This is a genomic window from Candidatus Aalborgicola defluviihabitans (genome assembly GCF_016705985.1).
GTDB classification, from domain to species: Bacteria; Pseudomonadota; Gammaproteobacteria; order Burkholderiales; family Burkholderiaceae_C; genus Allorhodoferax; species Allorhodoferax defluviihabitans.
Window position 1 is genome coordinate 1 of sequence record NZ_JADJKN010000014.1, and the last position, 16,545, is coordinate 16,545.

Below are 16,545 nucleotides of genomic sequence, written 5' to 3' on the forward strand. Positions count from 1 at the left end.
ACAACTCCGCCATATTGGCCATTTCATTCATAAAGCTGATCTTGGTGGCCAGCATGGCGTTGGCTGCGTATTTTGTGAGTTCGGCACTTCGCACGCCCATAAACTGGATTCGGTCATGATTGCGATTGAAAGGCTCGTACAAATCGCGCATAACAGTACGTGCGCGTTCGCCTTTGGCTCCGCTATCGATGCCGATAATTATCCGGTCGGGTTTTGAAAAATCGCTGACTGCGGCACCTTCTTTCAAAAACTCGGGGTTGGAGACCACATCGAAGGTCGGAGTAAGTGACTGAGCTTCATTTGTACTACCGAATGAGCGGCTCGCTAGAACAGCGTTTATGGCGGCGGTCACTTGTTCGGCGGTGCCCACAGGCACTGTGGATTTATTGACTATGACGCGGTAGTCTGTCATATGGTGGCAATACCTTCAGCCACAGCCAGCACGTATTGAAGGTCAGCACTGCCATCTTCATCAGGTAGGTCCCCACCGCGTTGAACAGCACCACGCCGTGTTGTACGCTGTGCGACATCGGTTGTGAAGTTCAAGCGCCTCTTGGACGTTGTTCGCCACTATGGGCTCAGGCCGGGCTCCCAAATCGGGATAATGCCGTTGCGCGGTTTGTCGATCTTGGCACGGTCAGCGTCCATACACAAGACGTCATGCCGACCTCGGCCAGACAGGCGCCATTAACTAAGCCGACGTAACCAGTGCCGAATATGGAAATTTTCATGCTTTGGTGAGGTGGATGGATTAATCACAGTTGGTAATGCTGACGGTACCAACACAAAACTGGCCACGCCTTTCGGCACTGGGGTGTTGGGCTTCAAACCAACCCAGGCATGCAATTCGTCAGTATTGGCAGAGGTGATGGGCACGTCACCGGGTTGCATCGGCAGATAGTTCTTTATTGCGGTAATACCCAGCGCGCTTTCTAGCGCATGGATGTGAGTCCATCAGTGGTGTAGGTTGGTTATTACCGATGTTGAACACTCGGTACGGGGCGCTGCTGGTTGCCGGATCTGGGTTAGCCGGGTCATAAACGCTGTTCTCGGTGGCTGGTTTGTCAGCAACACGAATCAGGCCTTCGACGATGTCATCGATAGGTAAAGTCGTCGCACCATCGCGCCATTGTTGAAGATGTCTATGGGCTGTCCCGCCAAAATGGCTTTGGTAAACAGGAACAGCGCCATATCTGGTCGGCCCCAGGGTCGTACACTGTAAAGCGCAGACCGGTGGTTGGCACACCAAACAAATGACTGTAGGTGTGGGCCATGAGCTCGTTGGCTTTTTGGTGGCCGCATACAAGCTCTCCGGGTGGTCCGTTGTGGTGCTCGCTAAAGGCAGTGCAGCGTTACCGCCCAGACACTGGACTGCTGGCATGACCAGTGCTGGACGCCATTGTGGCGGCAGCCTTCAGAATATTGACAAACCCCGACCAGGTTGCTGTCCACATAGGCGTGGGGTTGGTAATGGAATAGCGCACACCGGCCTGCGCTACCGGTGGATAACGCGCTGAGGCTGGTACTGATCGAAAGCTGAGCTACACCTTGTCTGTCTGCCACATCAATCTTTGTGAAGTTGAAGTTGCCATGGGCTTGCAGTTGTGCCAGTCGCGATTGCTTCAATGAAACGTCGTAGTAGTCATTGAGGTTATCCAGCCCGATAACGCTATCACCACGAGCCAGTAGGCGCAGACAGGTGTGCATGCCAATGAAGCCAGCGGCCCCGGTTACCAACCAGGTGCGAATCGTGACTAACTGGTGTGATGGAACCCATTGCTGTCATTTGCTACGTTCCTGATAGCGCAATGCGTATATTTGACGCGGGCTAGAGGCTATTTTCATCATTGCTTTTGCGCGATATACCACGGCATAGCCTGAACCACGCCTGCCGCCAGTCTGTGCGACGGCGCATAGCCCAGCAAACGCTGTGCCTTTCCAATGTCGGCCAGACTGTGCCGCACGTCGCCCGCCCGAAAATCCCGATAAACCGGCTTCAGCGTCTGCACTGACGCCGTGTGCCACCAGGTTGTCGCGCAACAGGGCATACAGATCGTTCAGCGTGGTGCGGTCGCCCACGGCCACGTTGTAGACTTGATTTTTGGCATCCGGGTTGGCTGTGGTGGCAGCCAGCAGGTTGGCTTGCACGGCATTGGCCACGTAGCAAAAGTCGCGGCTGGTTTCGCCGTCGCCATTAATAAACACCGGCTCGCCTTGCAGCAGCGATGCCGTCCACTTGGGTATGACGGCGGCATAGGCACCGTTGGGGTCTTGCCGGGGGCCAAACACATTGAAGTAGCGCAGGCCAATGGTGGCAAAGCCGTAGCTGCGGGCAAATACGTCGGCATACAGCTCGTTTACATATTTGGTGACCGCATAGGGGCTTAGCGGCTTGCCAATGGTGTCTTCCACCTTGGGCAGCGCGGGGTGGTCGCCATAGGTGCTGCTGCTGGCGGCATAGGTAAAGCTTTTTACCTGGGCATCGCGCGCGGCCACCAGCATGTTCAAAAAACCGCCAATGTTGGTGCCGTTGGTGGTGATAGGGTCCACCAGGCTGCGCGGCACGCTGCCCAAGGCGGCCTGGTGCAGCACGTAGTCCACACCCGCGCAGGCAGCTTGGCAGTCTTGCAGTGTGCGGATGTCGCCCTGCATAAACCCAAAGTTGCCCCACTGTGCGGGGGTAACCAGGCCCTGCACCTCGTCCAGGTTGCGTTGGTGGCCGGTAGCAAAGTTGTCTAGCCCGACCACGCGTTGGTTGAGCTTGAGCAATGCCTCCAGCAGGTTGCTGCCAATAAAACCGGCCACACCGGTTACGAGCCAGGTGTGTTGCTCGGTTGTCAGGCGGGCTTGAAGTTGATCAAACGCGGTCATATTTACTATTGTTTTTATAGCTGGCTACGTAATGTTGACGAGGGCTAGAGGCGTAAATCGCTATCAGATTTTGGCAAAAGGTACTTCAGGTCGTACAGCACGTGGTCGGGCTTGCCCAGGGCGCGAATGGCGGCTGCGCCCATGGCTTTGAACTGGTGGTGGGCCACGGCGATGATGATGGCGTCGTAAGCACCGGCCACCGGGTTTTGCACGGGGGTGATGCCGTATTCGTGCTGGGCATCGGCGGTGTTGGCCCAGGGGTCATACACGTCGGTTTGCGCGTTGTAGTCGGCCAGCTCTTTCACAATGTCCACCACGCGGGTGTTGCGCAGGTCGGGGCAGTTTTCTTTAAAGGTAAGGCCCATCAGCAAAATGCGGGCACCCTGTACCGGCATGCGGCGCTTGGTCATGGCTTTGACGAGCTGGGTGACCACATAGGCACCCATGCTGTCGTTCAGACGGCGTCCGGCCAGAATGATTTGCGGGTGGTAGCCAATGGATTCGGCCTTGTGGGTGAGGTAATACGGGTCCACGCCAATGCAGTGGCCGCCTACCAGGCCGGGGCGAAACGGCAAAAAGTTCCACTTGCTGCCAGCGGCTTGCAGCACGGCTTCGGTGTCAATGCCCAACTTGTTAAAGATGAGGGCCAGCTCATTGATAAGGGCAATGTTGACGTCGCGCTGGGTGTTTTCAATCACCTTGGCGGCTTCGGCCACCTGGATGCTGCTGGCTTTGTGGGTGCCAGCGGTGATGATTTGGTTGTAGAGCGCATCCACCAGGTCGGCAATGGCGGGGGTGGAGCCCGAGGTTACCTTTTTGATGGTGGTCACGCGGTGCTGTTTGTCACCGGGGTTGATGCGCTCGGGGCTGTAGCCACAAAAAAAGTCTTGGTTAAAGGTGAGGCCAGAGAACTTTTCCAGCACGGGCACGCAGTCTTCTTCAGTGCAGCCGGGGTAGACGGTGGATTCGTAAATGACGATGTCGCCTGCCTTGAGCACTTTGCCAACCGTCTCGCTGGCTTTGATCAGCGGCGTCAGGTCGGGCCGCTTGTGCTGGTCTATGGGGGTGGGCACGGTAACGATAAAGCAGTTGCAGGCCCGCAGGTCTTGCATGTCGGTGCTAAAGCCCAGTTGCGTTGCGGCTTGCAGTTCTTCGGGTTCGGTCTCTAGCGTGGAGTCGTGCCCGGCTTTTAGCTGGTCGATGCGATTTTGGTTGATGTCAAAGCCCACCACGGTGCGCTTTTTGCCAAATTCAACGGCAAGGGGCAATCCTACGTAGCCCAAGCCAATAATGGCCAGCTTGATATCAGCCAGTTGCATGTGTGACAGTTCCCTAGAGTGATGCGGGGTTAATTCAATTCTGTTGTGAACTTTGGCCCGTAGAGCGGGTGTAGTGTAACTTGCACGGCGTTGCCGATAACAGCCGCCAGGGTCAGGCAGGAAACACCCCGGTAGAGAGGTAGCGGTCGCCCCGGTCGCAGACAATGAACACGACCGTGGCGTCTTGCTCGCGGCGCGCAATTTCTTGTGCTACCCAGCAGGCACCGGCCGCAGAGATGCCACCAAAAATGCCCTCTTCGCGTGCCAGGCGGCGGCACATTTCTTCGGCGTCGGGTTGGCTCACGTACACCAGTTCATCCACATTGGCGGGGTTGTAAATTTTGGGCAGGTATTCTTGCGGCCACTTGCGGATGCCGGGAATGCGCGAGCCTTCGGATGGCTGCGCACCGACGATGCGCACGGCAGGGTTTTTTTCTTTGAGAAAGCGAGACACCCCGGTGATAGTGCCGGTGGTGCCCATGGCACTGACAAAATGCGTGATGCGCCCGCCGGTTTGTTGCCAGATTTCGGGGCCGGTGGTTTCAAAATGGATGCGCGGGTTGTCCTGGTTGGCAAACTGGTCCAGCACCCGGCCCTTGCCATCGCGTTGCATGTGCTCGGCCAGGTCGCGGGCATATTCCATGCCCCCGCTCTTGGGGGTGAGGACAAGTTCAGCACCAAAGGCCTTCATGGTTTGCACCCGCTCAATGGACAGGTCTTCTGGCATAACCAACACCATGCGGTAGCCCTTGATGGCGGCCGCCATGGCCAGCGCAATGCCGGTGTTGCCCGAGGTGGCCTCAATCAGGGTGTCGCCTGGCTTGATTTCACCGCGTTCCTGGGCGCGCTGGATCATCGATAGCGCGGGCCGGTCTTTGACCGAGCCCGCCGGGTTATTGCCTTCGAGCTTGCCCAAAACCACCGTGTTGCGGGCTGCGTTGTCTGCCGCGCCAATGCGCTGCAGGGCCACCAAAGGCGTGTTGCCGATGGCATCTTCAATTGTTGGGTATTTCATGCCCTTAAATGTGCCATAATTTAGGTCTTGTTTGTTGCGTCGCCCGGGTGGTGGAATTGGTAGACGCACGGGACTCAAAATCCCGCGCCGCAAGGCGTGCCGGTTCGATTCCGGCCCCGGGCACCATAGTGCAATATAGGAACCCTGCTAGCTTTTTGGTAGCGGGGTTTTCTTTTTGGTGGTCATATAAGTCAGCCAACTGCCATGCGGGCGATAAACCCTGAGCGTGTGCTACACATTTTCAATCATTTGGGCAAGTTGACTGCTGTTAAGGTGCCCGCCATTGCTGGCGCAGACTGAACCTGCATGGGCGCGGCCTTGAATCGCTGCGCAGCCTGCCACACGTCATAGGCGCTCTGCTCCGCCAGCCATAGCCGTGCTTCGCCCCCACGCTCCACGCCCAACCATGCCTCTATGCGCAGGGCCATTTCAGGGGATATGGCCGCCCGGCCATTCAGCACGCGGGATAGTGTTACACGGGAAACGTCAAGCTGCTCTGCGGCTTGGGTCACAGTCAGCGCCAGCGCGGGCAATACGTCATCACGCAGCGTGAGGCCGGGGTGTGGGGGGTTAAACATGCGCGCCATAGTCTTGTCTCCAGTTGCCGTTCACCCACACAGAAAAATGCCCTTTGAGGTCGCGCCCTTTCAGCGGGTGCAACTTCCACCCCGGCAGGTTCATCCCCTGGGCGTTGGTCGTTTCATTCAAGCGGCGCAGCAGCATCGGGGGGGGGGCCCGGGTCTTAATCGTGGTTCATTGTATGCGTAGCTTGCAATCAGCGGTCACCACGCGACCAGTGCCAACCCCGACCTATCGGGTGCGGCCATGCACTTTTCAGTTGCTCAACAATTCCACTGGCTACGGTCACGCCTACCAGAAAGTTGAGCGGCGTCTCTAGCGCGAGGGTGCCGCGCGCTGAAAGCGCACCAACTGTTTGCCGGCGTCGTCCATCAAAATCAGTTGATCCCGCTCCAGGCGCGCCTTGCGGGTCAGCTCCAATGCTTTGATAAAGAGATCTTCCTGCGACCCGGGTAGGCTCAAACAGGCTCTTCCCGTAGACGACATGGGCCCCAACTGCAAGGTGGCAAGGTTGGTTCCGGCGCGCGCCCTAAAGCCATTGCAACCGCCGGTCCCTGTGATCTGGTCTGCCGCAACCCAACGCAGACGAATTTTAGAACCCGTCACTTCCCGTGCGCCATGGATGGCAAGCGCCACCCACTCGGTGCCCACCAGAGACGTTGTGGCGACAGGTGCATCCGGGGCGGGTGTTGAACCTGAAGCTGGCGGTGGCGTTGGTGTTGGGGCTGACCCAGGGCCAGGCACTGCGCAGGCGCTGAGCGCTGCCGCCAATACCCATGCACTCAGCTTGAAACCAGAGACTTGTGTTGCCATACAGATGCTCCTGAGGTGGTTCAAACAGGCTTCGTCAGACCGGGTTTAGTCAAAAAATTGGGCGTTGGCCCAGTGCGCGCCAGCGGCATCTTTGGCCGACACCTGCGGCGGCGCGCCCAGATCTGGCCAGGTGATGGCCAAAAATGGGTCGTTCCAGGCAATGCTTTGCTCATGCTGGGGTGCGTAATATTCGGTGGTTTTGTACAAAAACTCCGCCGTGGGCGACGTCACCACAAAGCCGTGGCCAAAACCGGGTGGCACCCAGAACTGGGCTTTGTTCTCGGCCGACAGCACGGCACTGACCCATTTGCCAAACGTTGGCGACGAGCGGCGCAGATCGACCGCCACGTCAAACACCTCGCCCACCACCACCCGCACCAGCTTGCCCTGGGGTTGCTGGATTTGGTAGTGCAGGCCACGCAACACGCCCTGGACCGATTTGGAGTGGTTGTCCTGAACGAACGTAGTTTGTACCCCGGTGGCCTCGGCAAAGGCACGCTCGTTAAAGCTCTCGTAAAAGAAGCCCCGCGCGTCACCAAACACGCGCGGTTCGATCAGCATGACATCGGGAATCGCCGTGCGGGTGACCTTCATGGATGGCTTTCTTCTTTGAGCAGGCCCAGCAGATACTGGCCGTAACCATTTTTGGCCAGTGGTTGTGCCAGTTTGGCCAGTTGCTCACTGTTGATGAAGCCGTGGCGCCAGGCAATTTCCTCCAGGCAGGCAATCTTCAAGCCCTGACGGCGCTCCAGGGTGGCAATGAACTGGCCGGCTTCCAGCAGGCTGTCGTGCGTGCCGGTGTCCAGCCAGGCGTAGCCGCGCTGCATGATCTGCACGCTGAGTTGGTTTTTTTCCAGATAGACCTGGTTAACGGTGGTAATTTCCAGCTCGCCCCGGGCGCTGGGCTTGACGGCTTTGGCGATGTCTACTACCTGGTTGTCGTAAAAATACAGGCCGGTAACGGCGTAATGGCTTTGCGGCTTGGCAGGCTTTTCTTCAATGCTGCGGGCACGGCCAGCCGCATCAAACGCCACCACACCGTAGCGTTCGGGGTCGTGCACATGGTAGGCAAACACCGTGGCACCCTGGGCTTGCTGGTCGGCATTGTTCAGCAAAATTTGCAGATCATGGCCGTAGAAAATATTGTCGCCCAGTACCAGCGCACTGTCGTTGTTGCCAATGAACTGGTCGCCAATGATGAAGGCCTGCGCCAGGCCGTCCGGGCTGGGCTGCACCGCGTATTGCAGGTTGATGCCCCACTGGCTGCCGTCGCCCAGCAACTGCACAAAACGCGGGGTGTCTTGTGGTGTGCTGATAATGAGGATGTCGCGCATGCCGGCCAGCATCAGGGTGCTGAGCGGGTAGTAAATCATGGGCTTGTCGTACACCGGAAGCAGTTGCTTGCTCATGGCCAGCGTGGCTGGGTGCAGCCGGCTGCCAGAGCCTCCGGCCAGGATGATGCCCTTGCGGCGGGTGGTGGGGGTGCTAGTGGGTACGGCCATAGTCAATCTCGTTCAACATGCGGTTAACGCCAGCCTGCCATTGCGGCAGTACCAGGCCAAAAGTGGTTTGCAGCTTGGTGGTGTCCAGCCGCGAATTGTGGGGCCGCTTGGCCGCTGTGGGAAAAGCCGATGTGGGTACGGCTTTGATTTCATTTACTATGATTTTTATAGCTGGTTGTGTAGATTTGGCGAGGGCTACCACGTGTTTTGCATAGGCATTCCAGTTGGTGCAGCCACTGGCAACCAGGTGGTAGATACCGGCCAGGGCTACGTCGCCATCGCCTTGGCAGGGCTTGATCTGGCGCAGCGCGTGGGCGGTGACGTCGGCTATCAAATCGGCTCCGGTGGGAGCGCCCAACTGGTCGTCAATCACTTGCAGTGTCTCGCGTTCCTGCGCCAGGCGCAGCATGGTCTTGGCAAAATTGCCACCACGGGCGGCGTAGACCCAGCTAGTGCGAAAGATCAGGTGACGCTCGCAGCGCATGACGGCCTGCTCACCTTCCAGCTTGGTCAACCCGTACACGCTCAGCGGGCCGGTGGCGTCGCCCTCTTTCCAGGGCTGCTCACCACTGCCGTCAAATACGTAGTCGGTGCTGTAGTGCACCAGCCAGGCGCCCAGGCGCTGGGCCTCGTCGGCCAGTACACCGGGTGCCAACGCATTGAGCAGGCGGGCAAATTCGGGCTCGCTTTCAGCCTTGTCCACCGCAGTGTGTGCGGCTGCATTGACGATCACGTCGGGGCGAACCTGGCGCACGGTATCTGCCAGTGCATCCAGCTGCGTGAAATCGCCACACAGGCCGCCGGGGTTGGTAGCGCTGTCCACGCCCATAACGATCAACTCGCCCAATGGGGCCAGGCTGCGTTGCAATTCCCAGCCAACCTGACCGTCGGTGCCCAGTAGAAGTATCTTCATGCTGTGGCGGCGGTGGGTGTTGACTGGCCGCCATATTGGGTTTGCACCCAGTCGCGGTAGCCGCCACTTTGCACATTGGCCACCCAGTCCTGGTTAGACAAATACCAGGCCACGGTCTTGGCAATGCCGGTGTCAAAGGATTCGGCGGGCTTCCAGCCCAGCTCGCGTTCGATCTTGCGGGCATCGATGGCATAGCGGCGGTCGTGGCCTGGGCGATCGGTCACGAAGGCGATCTGGTCGGCGTAGGGTTTGCCATCTGCACGCGGCTGCAGGCTGTCCAGCAAACCGCAGATGGTGCGCACGATGTCCAGGTTGGCTTTCTCGTTCCAGCCCCCCACGTTGTAGGTTTCACCGGGTTTTCCGCCTTCCAGCACGCGGCGAATGGCGCTGCAATGGTCTTTGACGTACAGCCAATCGCGGATTTGCTGGCCATCGCCATAGACCGGCAGCGTCTTGCCGGCCAGCGCGTTGACGATAACCAGGGGAATGAGCTTTTCGGGGAAGTGGTAAGGGCCGTAGTTGTTGGAGCAATTGGTGGTCAACACCGGCAGGCCATAGGTGTGGTGCCAGGCACGCACCAGATGGTCGCTGGCCGCTTTGCTGGCGCTGTAGGGGCTGTTGGGCTCGTAGGTGTTCGATTCGGTGAAGGCAGGATCGCTCTTGCCCAGTGAGCCATACACCTCGTCGGTAGAGACATGTAAAAAGCGGAAGTCTGCCTTTGCCGGGGCCGGCAAAGCGGCCCAGTAGGCGCGCACAGATTCGAGCAACTGGTAGGTGCCAACAATATTGTTCTGCACAAATTCACCGGGGCCATGGATAGAGCGGTCCACATGGGATTCAGCAGCAAAGTTGACCACGGCGCGCGGCTGATATTGGGCAAGCAGTTCGGGCACCAGGGTGGCATCGCCAATGTCGCCCTTGACGAAGACGTGCCGGGAATCATCCTTCAGGCTGGCCAGGTTTTGCAGATTGCCGGCGTAGCTGAGTTTGTCCAGATTGACAACGGTTTCATCCGACTGCGCGAGCCAGTCCAGCACATAGTTGGAACCAATAAATCCGGCGCCGCCGGTGACGAGAATGGTCATGGAGAGTTCTGTCCGATTAGTGAAGGCTAAATCATACCTGCCGGGGATTTTCGCACCGTATCGCGGACAATGGCTGACTGAACAATTGCTCACATTTTTGTAATGCCCACTCTGCAGACCATCCATCCGACAGATACCAAAACACCCCCGATGTTTTGGTGGATTTTGGGTGCATTCGTGGCACTGGCACTGGTGCCCACCATCTGGACTGCGGTGGATTTGCGAGCCGCCGGTTGGTTCATTGGGCCGGCACCACAGCTGGAGGCAGCAGGCTGGTGGTGGGTGGAACTGATCAATCTATACGTGCCAGCGGTGTTCCGGACGCTGGTTCTGCTGGCGTTGGTGGGTTGGCTGGTTGCCTGCTTCACGCCATTTGGCAAGCGTTGGCGGTTGCAACTGGGGTTTGTGGTGTTGGCAGGCGCATTGGGGCCGGGCTTGCTGGTCAACAGTGGGTTCAAGGAAAACTGGCAACGAGCCCGCCCCTACCAGGTGGAGCCCTTTGGCGGAACACAACAGTTCACCCGCGCCACGGTGATGACCGACCAATGCAACAACAACTGCTCCTTTGTCAGCGGGCATGTGGCCTGTGGAATTTTCTTCGTGTCGCTGATGCTGGTGCAACGCCGCCGCGCCCTGGCTTGGGGAGCCAGTGGCGTACTTGCTGGCCTGGTCATCGGCTTTGCCCGCATGGCCGATGGCGCCCATTGGCTGAGTGACGTGTTGTGGGCCTGCCCCATCACCCTGGTATGCAGTTGGGTGGTGTGGAAGCTGCTGATGCGTCTGACCCCGTCTTAACGCAAGCCACTGTGCACAGTCGGGTAGCGCAGACGCAGACCCAACTCATCTTTCATGCGCTGGTTGCGCATGCGCCGTGATTCATTCATAAAGCTGAGCAGCACCAGAGGCAGTTGCTCAGCAGCGCCTTCGCGGGCAATGCGCTGTGGGCGTGGCAAGCCATACAGGTCTGCTGCCACGTCAAAATAGTCGCCCATCTTCAATCCGCTGTCATCGTTGACGTTGTAGATTCTCTGGGCTGCACCGCGCCACAGGGCCAGACAACATGCACGGGCCAAGTCGTCGGCCTGGATATGGTTGGTGTAGACATCGTCCTCATCACGCAAAACAGGAATGCCCTTGAGCAGGCGCTCGCGCGGCGTTCCGCCCGCGCGGTTGGTGGCATAGATGCCGGGGATGCGCAAAATGCTCACCCGCGCACCCGATCCACGCCCCCAAAACCGCATGCGTGCTTCCGCATCTACACGGCGTTGTGCGCGCGGTGAGTGCGCACGCACCGCACGGGTTTCGGCAACCCATTCCCCACCACAGTCCCCATAGACACCCGTGGTTGAACCGTAGACCACACTGCGCGGTCTGGCGCGCATGCGCAGGGCCTGTGCCAACGATTGCGTGCGTGTATCGGCCCATCCGTTGGCGGGCGGTGGGGCTAAATGCACAACGCGCGTTGCCAATCCTGCCAGACGGCGCAGCGTTCGGGGCGCGTCCAGGTTGCCATTCAGCGGGGTCACTCCGTGCGCGCGCAATTGGGGCACGCGGGCGGCATTGGATGTCAGCGCCATCAACCGAACGCGGGGGGACAACTGGTCTGCAACACGCATTCCAATATCGCCACAACCCACAATGAGAACGCGCTCGCGGCGAAAACGGGATGGCAATGATCCAAGGGGGCTTTGGTTTGAAGGCAAAATTGCAGGCTTGTTGACTAGAAGAGTTCCAAGGATACCCACAAGATGACGCCCAGCCACGCAGACGCACCACTTTTCTCAGTTCTTGTGCAACCCAGCGGGCGCGCGTTTAACGTCGCGCAAGGAGAGGCGGTTCTGTCCGCCGGTATCCGCCAAGGTATTGGAATGCCCTATGGTTGCAAAGATGGAGCGTGTGGTTCCTGTAAGTGCAAGCTGGTGTCCGGCACGGTCCAGCATGGCACACACCAGTTCAAAGCGCTCAGCCCCGAGGAAGAATCCGCCGGCTGGGTACTGACCTGCTGTGCGGTGCCGCAAACCGACCTGGTGCTGGAATCACGCCAGGTGACCGAACTGGGGGCCCTGCCCATCAAGAAAATGCCGGTCCGGGTCACCACCATGGCCAGGAAGTCGCCCGATGTGATGGCGCTGCAGTTGCAACTGCCAGCCAACGACAGTTTTGCCTACCGGGCCGGGCAGTATGTGGAATTTATTTTGCGCGACGGTGTGCGGCGCAGCTACTCTATGGCCAATGCACCCCATCTGGGGCCACACATCGAACTGCACATCCGCCACATGCCAGGCGGCAAGTTCACCGACCACGCCTTTGGTGCCATGAAGGAAAAGGACATATTGCGCATCGAAGGGCCTTATGGCAGTTTCTTCCTGCGGGAAGACTCCAACAAGCCCATCATTCTTCTGGCGTCGGGGACCGGTTTTGCCCCCATCAAGGCACTACTTGAGCACATGGAACACCAGGGCATCAAAAGGCCGGTGATCTTGTATTGGGGCGCCCGTCGACCGGCAGATCTCTACATGGATGCGTGGGCTAAAGAACAAGCCCAGCTCATGCCCAATCTGACGTATGTGCCGGTGGTCTCAGACGCCCTGCCGCAAGACCACTGGCAAGGCAGAACTGGCTTTGTGCACCGCGCTGTGCTGCAAGACTTCCCCGACCTGAGCGCCCACCAGGTGTATGCCTGCGGCGCGCCGGTGGTGGTGGACTCGGCGCGCAAGGACTTTACGGAGCTGGCGCAACTATCGGTCGATGAATTTTTCGCCGATTCGTTTACCTCTGAGGCGGACAAGGTCCACCCCTGAGGATATTCAAAACCGGTCGACCCGGCGAGCGTGCAGAGGGTAGTGTCTATTCGCCCAGGTAGGCCGCCCGCACACGCGGATCGTTCAGCATATCTTCGCCTTTTCCCGTCAGGGTCACGATGCCGGACTCCATCACATAGCCACGGTTTGCCAGTGCCAACGCACGGCTGGCGTTTTGCTCCACCAACAAGACTGTGACACCCTGAGAGTAGACGTCTTTGACCACTTCAAAAATTTTGTCGACCATGATGGGTGACAGGCCCATGGAGGGCTCATCCAGTAACAGCACTTTGGGGCGGCTCATCAGGGCGCGTCCCATGGCCAGCATTTGCTGTTCGCCGCCGGACATGGTGCCGGCCAATTGGTCACGGCGCTCCTTGAGGCGCGGAAAGATACCAAAAATCTTGTCGATATCGGCGGCAATGCCGGCCTTGTCAGTGCGAATGTAGGCACCCATGTGCAGGTTTTCAATGATGGTCATGCGGGTAAACACGCCACGACCTTCGGGCACCATGGCCAGCCCCTGCTTGACCAGATCCCAGGGGCCTTGGCCACGGATACTTTTCCCGAGGTATTCAATATCACCAGAGTTGATCGGCAGCGAGCCAGTAATCGCCTTCATGGTGGTGGTCTTGCCAGCGCCGTTGGAGCCGATCAGCGATACCAGTTCACCTTCGTGGACTTCAAAGTCCACACCTTTGACGGCCTGAATTCCACCGTAAGAAACCTTCAGGCCAGTGACCTTGAGCAATATGTTTGTTGTCATTCTCTTGTTCTCCTGACGCCGCCTAGTGGCCACTGGTACCCAGATACGCCTCAATCACTTTTTCGTTCCGCTGCACGTCAGCCGGTGTGCCTTCGGCGATCTGTTTGCCGTAGTCCAGCACCGTAACGCGATCGCACAGGCCCATCACCAGCTTCACATCGTGTTCAATCAGCAAAATGGTGCGGTTGTCGTTGCGGATACGGTCGATGAGCTCGCGGAGCATGACCTTCTCGGTTGCGTTCATGCCTGCAGCCGGTTCGTCCAGGGCAATCAGTTGCGGATCGGTTGCCAGAGCGCGCGCAATTTCAAGGCGACGCTGATCGCCATAACTGAGTGTGCGGGCCTTGTAGGGGCCATATTTACCAATGCCCACGTAATCCAGCAGTTCCTGGGCACGGGCTGCAATCGCGGCCTCTTCGGCCATGAAGGATCCCGTGCGAAACACGGCCCCGAACACACCCGAATGCGTGCGGACATGCCGGCCCACCATCACGTTTTCCAGCGCGGTCATGTCCGAAAACAGACGGATGTTCTGGAAGGTGCGCGCAATGCCTGCCTTGGCAACGGTGTGCACGGCTGTCGGCTGGTACGGCTTGCCTGCCAACTCGAAAGTGCCGCTGTCAGGCGTGTAGAGGCCGGTCAATACGTTGAAGAACGTGGTCTTGCCGGCGCCGTTGGGGCCGATAAGCCCATAGACCTGGCCGCGTTCGATTTTGATACCTACATCGCTCAGGGCCTGCAGGCCGCCAAAGCGCTTGGAGACGCCGGAGACGTTTAGTACTGTGTCTGTCATGATGGTTCCGTTCAGCTCTTCACGTTCTACAGGGACTTGCCGTGTTCAGGCGCAGGCCACAAACCACGGGGACGCAACAGCATGACGCTGATCATGGCCAGTGCAATCAGGAACTGGCGCAGAATTGATGCATCCAGTCGCCCGCCTGTGGCTTCTTGCAAAGGGCCCGCAACGTAGCGCAGCACTTCTGGCAAAGCAGACAACAAGATGGCCCCCAGAATAACGCCCGGCAAATAACCCACGCCCCCCAGCACCACCATGGCCACAATCATCACGGACTCCATCAAACTGAAGGACTCCGGAGAAATGAAGCCCTGGAACGACGCAAACATGGCGCCAGAAATTCCGCCGAACGTCGCGCCCATGGCAAATGCCAGTAACTTGAGGTTGCGTGTATTGATACCCATGGCCTTGGCGGCAATTTCATCTTCCCGAATGGCCATCCACGCGCGCCCGACGCGCGACAGTTCCAGACGGTGGCAAATCACCACGCTGACCACCACCAATGTCAGGAACAGGTAGTAGTACAAAGAAACCGACGCCACCTCGTAACTGCCAATGACCAGTTTTTTGCCCAGATTCAAACCAAAGAAGTGGAGTGAATCAATTTGGCTGATGCCCTTGGGACCATTGGTAATGTTGAAAGGCTGGTCCAGATTGTTCAGAAACACCCGGATGATTTCACCAAAACCCAGTGTCACGATGGCCAGGTAGTCACCACGCAATCGCAGCGTTGGCGCGCCCAATATCGCGCCGAACAGGCCGGCAATGCCAGCGGCCAGCGGCACGATGACCCACAGTGGTGTATGCAACCCATCGGGGAACGATGCTGCCAACGCGGGAAAAGTGTCGGTCAAATGGGGCGACGACAGCAGACCGAAGGTATAGGCGCCAATCGCAAAAAAGGCTACGTACCCCAGATCGAGCAGACCCGCATAGCCGACCACAATATTGAGGCCCAGTGACAAGAGGACGAATAGCAAGGACATGTCAGCAATTCGCACCCAGGCATTGCCAAAGCTTTGCAGTACCAACGGCAGGACCAGCAAGCCAACGGCCGCTGCCAAGAAGACAAAAATCTTTTGTTGTTGTTTCATGGGAATGTTCTCCTCAGGCGCGGTCTGCCACACGCTCGCCAAGCAGGCCGGATGGGCGCAGCGTCAGCACGATGATCAGGACAATGAAGGCAAAAATATCGGAGTAGTTGCTGCCCAGCACGCCGCCGGTCAGCTGGCCAATATAGCCGGCACCGATGGATTCAATGAGGCCCAGCAAAATGGCCCCCACCACCGCACCACCCAAATTGCCAATGCCGCCAAACACCGCTGCGGTAAAGGCCTTTAATCCTGGCAGGAATCCCATGGCGTGCTGGGCGGTTCCGTAGTTGGACGCGTACATGACTCCGGCAATGGCCGCCAGCACGGCGCCAATGATGAAGGTCGCCGAAATCACAACATCGGGCTTGACACCCATCAGCGCGGCAACGCGGGGGTTCTCGGAGGTGGCACGCATGGCACGCCCCAATTTGGTGAAGTTCACCAGCCACATCAGGACCGACAGCGAAACGGCGGTGAACGCCAGAATCATGACCTGTGTGGGGCTGATCACGGCGCCACCAATCTCGATGGGGGTGTTGGACAGCAAGGTGGGGTACGACTTGTAGTTGGGCTTCCAGATGATCATGGCCAGCGTCTGCAACATGAGCGACATGCCCATCGCCGTCAGCATGGGCGCCAGCTTGGGACTGTTGCGCAACGGACGGTAAGCAATCTTCTCGATCGCAAAATTCAACGTTGCGGCGACCACGCAGGCAATGATCAGGGCAATGATCAAAATGATATATCCGGGTGTGCCGGGCATGGACTCCTGCATCAGACCAATGATGGTCCAACTAGTCAGCGCCCCAACCATCATCACTTCACCGTGGGCGAAATTGATGAGGTTAATGATGCCGTACACCATGGTGTAGCCAAGCGCAATCAGCGCATACATGCTACCCAACACCAGACCGTTGATGATCTGTTGTAACAAAATATCCATAAAGGTTCTCCGATTTTTGGCCGGTGCGTAAGTCGTCAATCTACAGAT

General features: G+C 58.3%; 17 protein-coding genes, 1 tRNA gene and 2 pseudogenes. 3 read left to right on the top strand and 17 right to left on the bottom strand.

All coding sequences use genetic code 11. The annotated features are described in order from the left end of the window. From IPI80_RS14170 to cysM, 5 genes and pseudogenes are all read right to left on the bottom strand, one after another. Positions 1-731: pseudogene (locus IPI80_RS14170) on the bottom strand (UDP-glucose dehydrogenase family protein); the annotation flags it as partial. A gap of 604 nt (positions 732-1,335) precedes the next feature. Then, a complete protein-coding gene (locus IPI80_RS14175) occupies positions 1,336-1,707 on the bottom strand; it encodes a hypothetical protein (RefSeq protein WP_413861172.1) in 372 nt (123 codons plus the stop codon). A 137-nt stretch (positions 1,708-1,844) separates the two neighbouring features. Next, positions 1,845-2,871, bottom strand: a pseudogene (locus IPI80_RS14180) (NAD-dependent epimerase/dehydratase family protein). 44 nt (positions 2,872-2,915) lie between these two features. Then, a complete protein-coding gene (gene tviB / locus IPI80_RS14185) occupies positions 2,916-4,190 on the bottom strand; it encodes a Vi polysaccharide biosynthesis UDP-N-acetylglucosamine C-6 dehydrogenase TviB (RefSeq protein ID WP_413861174.1) in 1,275 nt (424 codons plus the stop codon). Positions 4,191-4,302: 112 nt separating this feature from the next. Next, entirely contained in the window at positions 4,303-5,205 is a 903-nt protein-coding gene (gene cysM / locus IPI80_RS14190) for a cysteine synthase CysM (RefSeq protein ID WP_413861176.1), read from the bottom strand. Between the two features lie 41 nt (positions 5,206-5,246). On the opposite strand from cysM, the gene IPI80_RS14195 reads away from it, so the two are divergent. Then, positions 5,247-5,331 (top strand) — tRNA-Leu (locus tag IPI80_RS14195). A gap of 119 nt (positions 5,332-5,450) precedes the next feature. On the opposite strand, the gene IPI80_RS14200 is transcribed toward IPI80_RS14195, so the two are convergent. From IPI80_RS14200 to rfbB, 7 genes are all read right to left on the bottom strand, one after another. Next, positions 5,451-5,792, bottom strand: coding sequence for a HigA family addiction module antitoxin (locus IPI80_RS14200; protein ID WP_413861178.1), 342 nt, complete (start codon positions 5,790-5,792; stop codon positions 5,451-5,453). Further along, positions 5,776-5,928, bottom strand: a complete 153-nt coding sequence (locus IPI80_RS14205; RefSeq protein WP_413861180.1) for a hypothetical protein — start codon at positions 5,926-5,928, stop codon at positions 5,776-5,778. Before IPI80_RS14205 ends, IPI80_RS14200 begins: the two co-directional genes overlap by 17 nt. A 171-nt stretch (positions 5,929-6,099) precedes the next feature. Beyond that, on the bottom strand, positions 6,100-6,597 hold the full coding sequence (locus IPI80_RS14210; RefSeq protein WP_413861182.1) for an META domain-containing protein: 498 nt from the start codon (positions 6,595-6,597) through the stop codon (positions 6,100-6,102). A 45-nt stretch (positions 6,598-6,642) separates the two neighbouring features. Further along, positions 6,643-7,191 carry a dTDP-4-dehydrorhamnose 3,5-epimerase gene (gene rfbC / locus IPI80_RS14215; protein ID WP_413861184.1) on the bottom strand — a complete coding sequence of 183 codons (549 nt, stop codon included), beginning with the start codon at positions 7,189-7,191 and terminating at the stop codon, positions 6,643-6,645. Next, positions 7,188-8,099, bottom strand: coding sequence for a glucose-1-phosphate thymidylyltransferase RfbA (rfbA, locus tag IPI80_RS14220; protein WP_413861186.1), 912 nt, complete (start codon positions 8,097-8,099; stop codon positions 7,188-7,190). The genes rfbC and rfbA overlap by 4 nt, the downstream gene beginning before the upstream one ends. Continuing rightward, complete coding sequence (gene rfbD / locus IPI80_RS14225) at positions 8,083-9,012, bottom strand: dTDP-4-dehydrorhamnose reductase (protein WP_413861188.1); 930 nt, start codon at positions 9,010-9,012, stop codon at positions 8,083-8,085. The genes rfbA and rfbD overlap by 17 nt, the downstream gene beginning before the upstream one ends. Next, the gene (gene rfbB, locus IPI80_RS14230; RefSeq protein ID WP_413861190.1) at positions 9,009-10,097 is read right to left on the bottom strand and encodes a dTDP-glucose 4,6-dehydratase; all 1,089 of its coding nucleotides are present in this window, start codon (positions 10,095-10,097) and stop codon (positions 9,009-9,011) included. The genes rfbD and rfbB overlap by 4 nt, the downstream gene beginning before the upstream one ends. 102 nt (positions 10,098-10,199) lie before the next feature. Between rfbB and IPI80_RS14235 the strand changes: the two genes are divergently transcribed. Next, positions 10,200-10,892: a phosphatase PAP2 family protein gene (locus IPI80_RS14235; protein ID WP_413861192.1), complete on the top strand. Its 693-nt coding sequence runs from the start codon at positions 10,200-10,202 to the stop codon at positions 10,890-10,892. Here the strand turns inward: IPI80_RS14235 and IPI80_RS14240 are convergent. Continuing rightward, positions 10,889-11,800, bottom strand: coding sequence for an NAD-dependent epimerase/dehydratase family protein (locus tag IPI80_RS14240; RefSeq protein WP_413861194.1), 912 nt, complete (start codon positions 11,798-11,800; stop codon positions 10,889-10,891). The two genes, IPI80_RS14235 and IPI80_RS14240, sit on opposite strands and share 4 nt — an antisense overlap. A gap of 45 nt (positions 11,801-11,845) precedes the next feature. Between IPI80_RS14240 and IPI80_RS14245 the strand changes: the two genes are divergently transcribed. Further along, positions 11,846-12,898, top strand: coding sequence for a CDP-6-deoxy-delta-3,4-glucoseen reductase (locus IPI80_RS14245; RefSeq protein ID WP_413861196.1), 1,053 nt, complete (start codon positions 11,846-11,848; stop codon positions 12,896-12,898). Between the two features lie 46 nt (positions 12,899-12,944). Here IPI80_RS14245 and IPI80_RS14250 read toward each other — a convergent pair whose 3' ends face one another. From IPI80_RS14250 to IPI80_RS14265, 4 genes are read right to left on the bottom strand one after another with little or no spacing between them, the layout of a single operon-like run. After that, a complete protein-coding gene (locus tag IPI80_RS14250; protein WP_413861198.1) occupies positions 12,945-13,664 on the bottom strand; it encodes an ABC transporter ATP-binding protein in 720 nt (239 codons plus the stop codon). A gap of 22 nt (positions 13,665-13,686) precedes the next feature. Next, positions 13,687-14,457 carry an ABC transporter ATP-binding protein gene (locus IPI80_RS14255; protein WP_413861200.1) on the bottom strand — a complete coding sequence of 257 codons (771 nt, stop codon included), beginning with the start codon at positions 14,455-14,457 and terminating at the stop codon, positions 13,687-13,689. 26 nt (positions 14,458-14,483) lie between these two features. Further along, a complete protein-coding gene (locus tag IPI80_RS14260) occupies positions 14,484-15,554 on the bottom strand; it encodes a branched-chain amino acid ABC transporter permease (RefSeq protein WP_413861202.1) in 1,071 nt (356 codons plus the stop codon). Between the two features lie 13 nt (positions 15,555-15,567). Continuing rightward, entirely contained in the window at positions 15,568-16,497 is a 930-nt protein-coding gene (locus IPI80_RS14265; RefSeq protein ID WP_413861204.1) for a branched-chain amino acid ABC transporter permease, read from the bottom strand. Between the last annotated feature and the right edge of the window lie 48 nt (positions 16,498-16,545).

Coding starts and splice junctions, on each gene's coding strand:
- IPI80_RS14175 (WP_413861172.1), bottom strand. CDS start 1,707: ATGCACACCTGTCTGCGCCTACTGGCTCGTGGTGATAGCGTTATCGGG.
- tviB (WP_413861174.1), bottom strand. CDS start 4,190: ATGCAACTGGCTGATATCAAGCTGGCCATTATTGGCTTGGGCTACGTA.
- cysM (WP_413861176.1), bottom strand. CDS start 5,205: ATGAAATACCCAACAATTGAAGATGCCATCGGCAACACGCCTTTGGTG.
- IPI80_RS14200 (WP_413861178.1), bottom strand. CDS start 5,792: ATGGCGCGCATGTTTAACCCCCCACACCCCGGCCTCACGCTGCGTGAT.
- IPI80_RS14205 (WP_413861180.1), bottom strand. CDS start 5,928: ATGCTGCTGCGCCGCTTGAATGAAACGACCAACGCCCAGGGGATGAAC.
- IPI80_RS14210 (WP_413861182.1), bottom strand. CDS start 6,597: ATGGCAACACAAGTCTCTGGTTTCAAGCTGAGTGCATGGGTATTGGCG.
- rfbC (WP_413861184.1), bottom strand. CDS start 7,191: ATGAAGGTCACCCGCACGGCGATTCCCGATGTCATGCTGATCGAACCG.
- rfbA (WP_413861186.1), bottom strand. CDS start 8,099: ATGGCCGTACCCACTAGCACCCCCACCACCCGCCGCAAGGGCATCATC.
- rfbD (WP_413861188.1), bottom strand. CDS start 9,012: ATGAAGATACTTCTACTGGGCACCGACGGTCAGGTTGGCTGGGAATTG.
- rfbB (WP_413861190.1), bottom strand. CDS start 10,097: ATGACCATTCTCGTCACCGGCGGCGCCGGATTTATTGGTTCCAACTAT.
- IPI80_RS14235 (WP_413861192.1), top strand. CDS start 10,200: ATGCCCACTCTGCAGACCATCCATCCGACAGATACCAAAACACCCCCG.
- IPI80_RS14245 (WP_413861196.1), top strand. CDS start 11,846: ATGACGCCCAGCCACGCAGACGCACCACTTTTCTCAGTTCTTGTGCAA.
- IPI80_RS14250 (WP_413861198.1), bottom strand. CDS start 13,664: ATGACAACAAACATATTGCTCAAGGTCACTGGCCTGAAGGTTTCTTAC.
- IPI80_RS14255 (WP_413861200.1), bottom strand. CDS start 14,457: ATGACAGACACAGTACTAAACGTCTCCGGCGTCTCCAAGCGCTTTGGC.
- IPI80_RS14260 (WP_413861202.1), bottom strand. CDS start 15,554: ATGAAACAACAACAAAAGATTTTTGTCTTCTTGGCAGCGGCCGTTGGC.
- IPI80_RS14265 (WP_413861204.1), bottom strand. CDS start 16,497: ATGGATATTTTGTTACAACAGATCATCAACGGTCTGGTGTTGGGTAGC.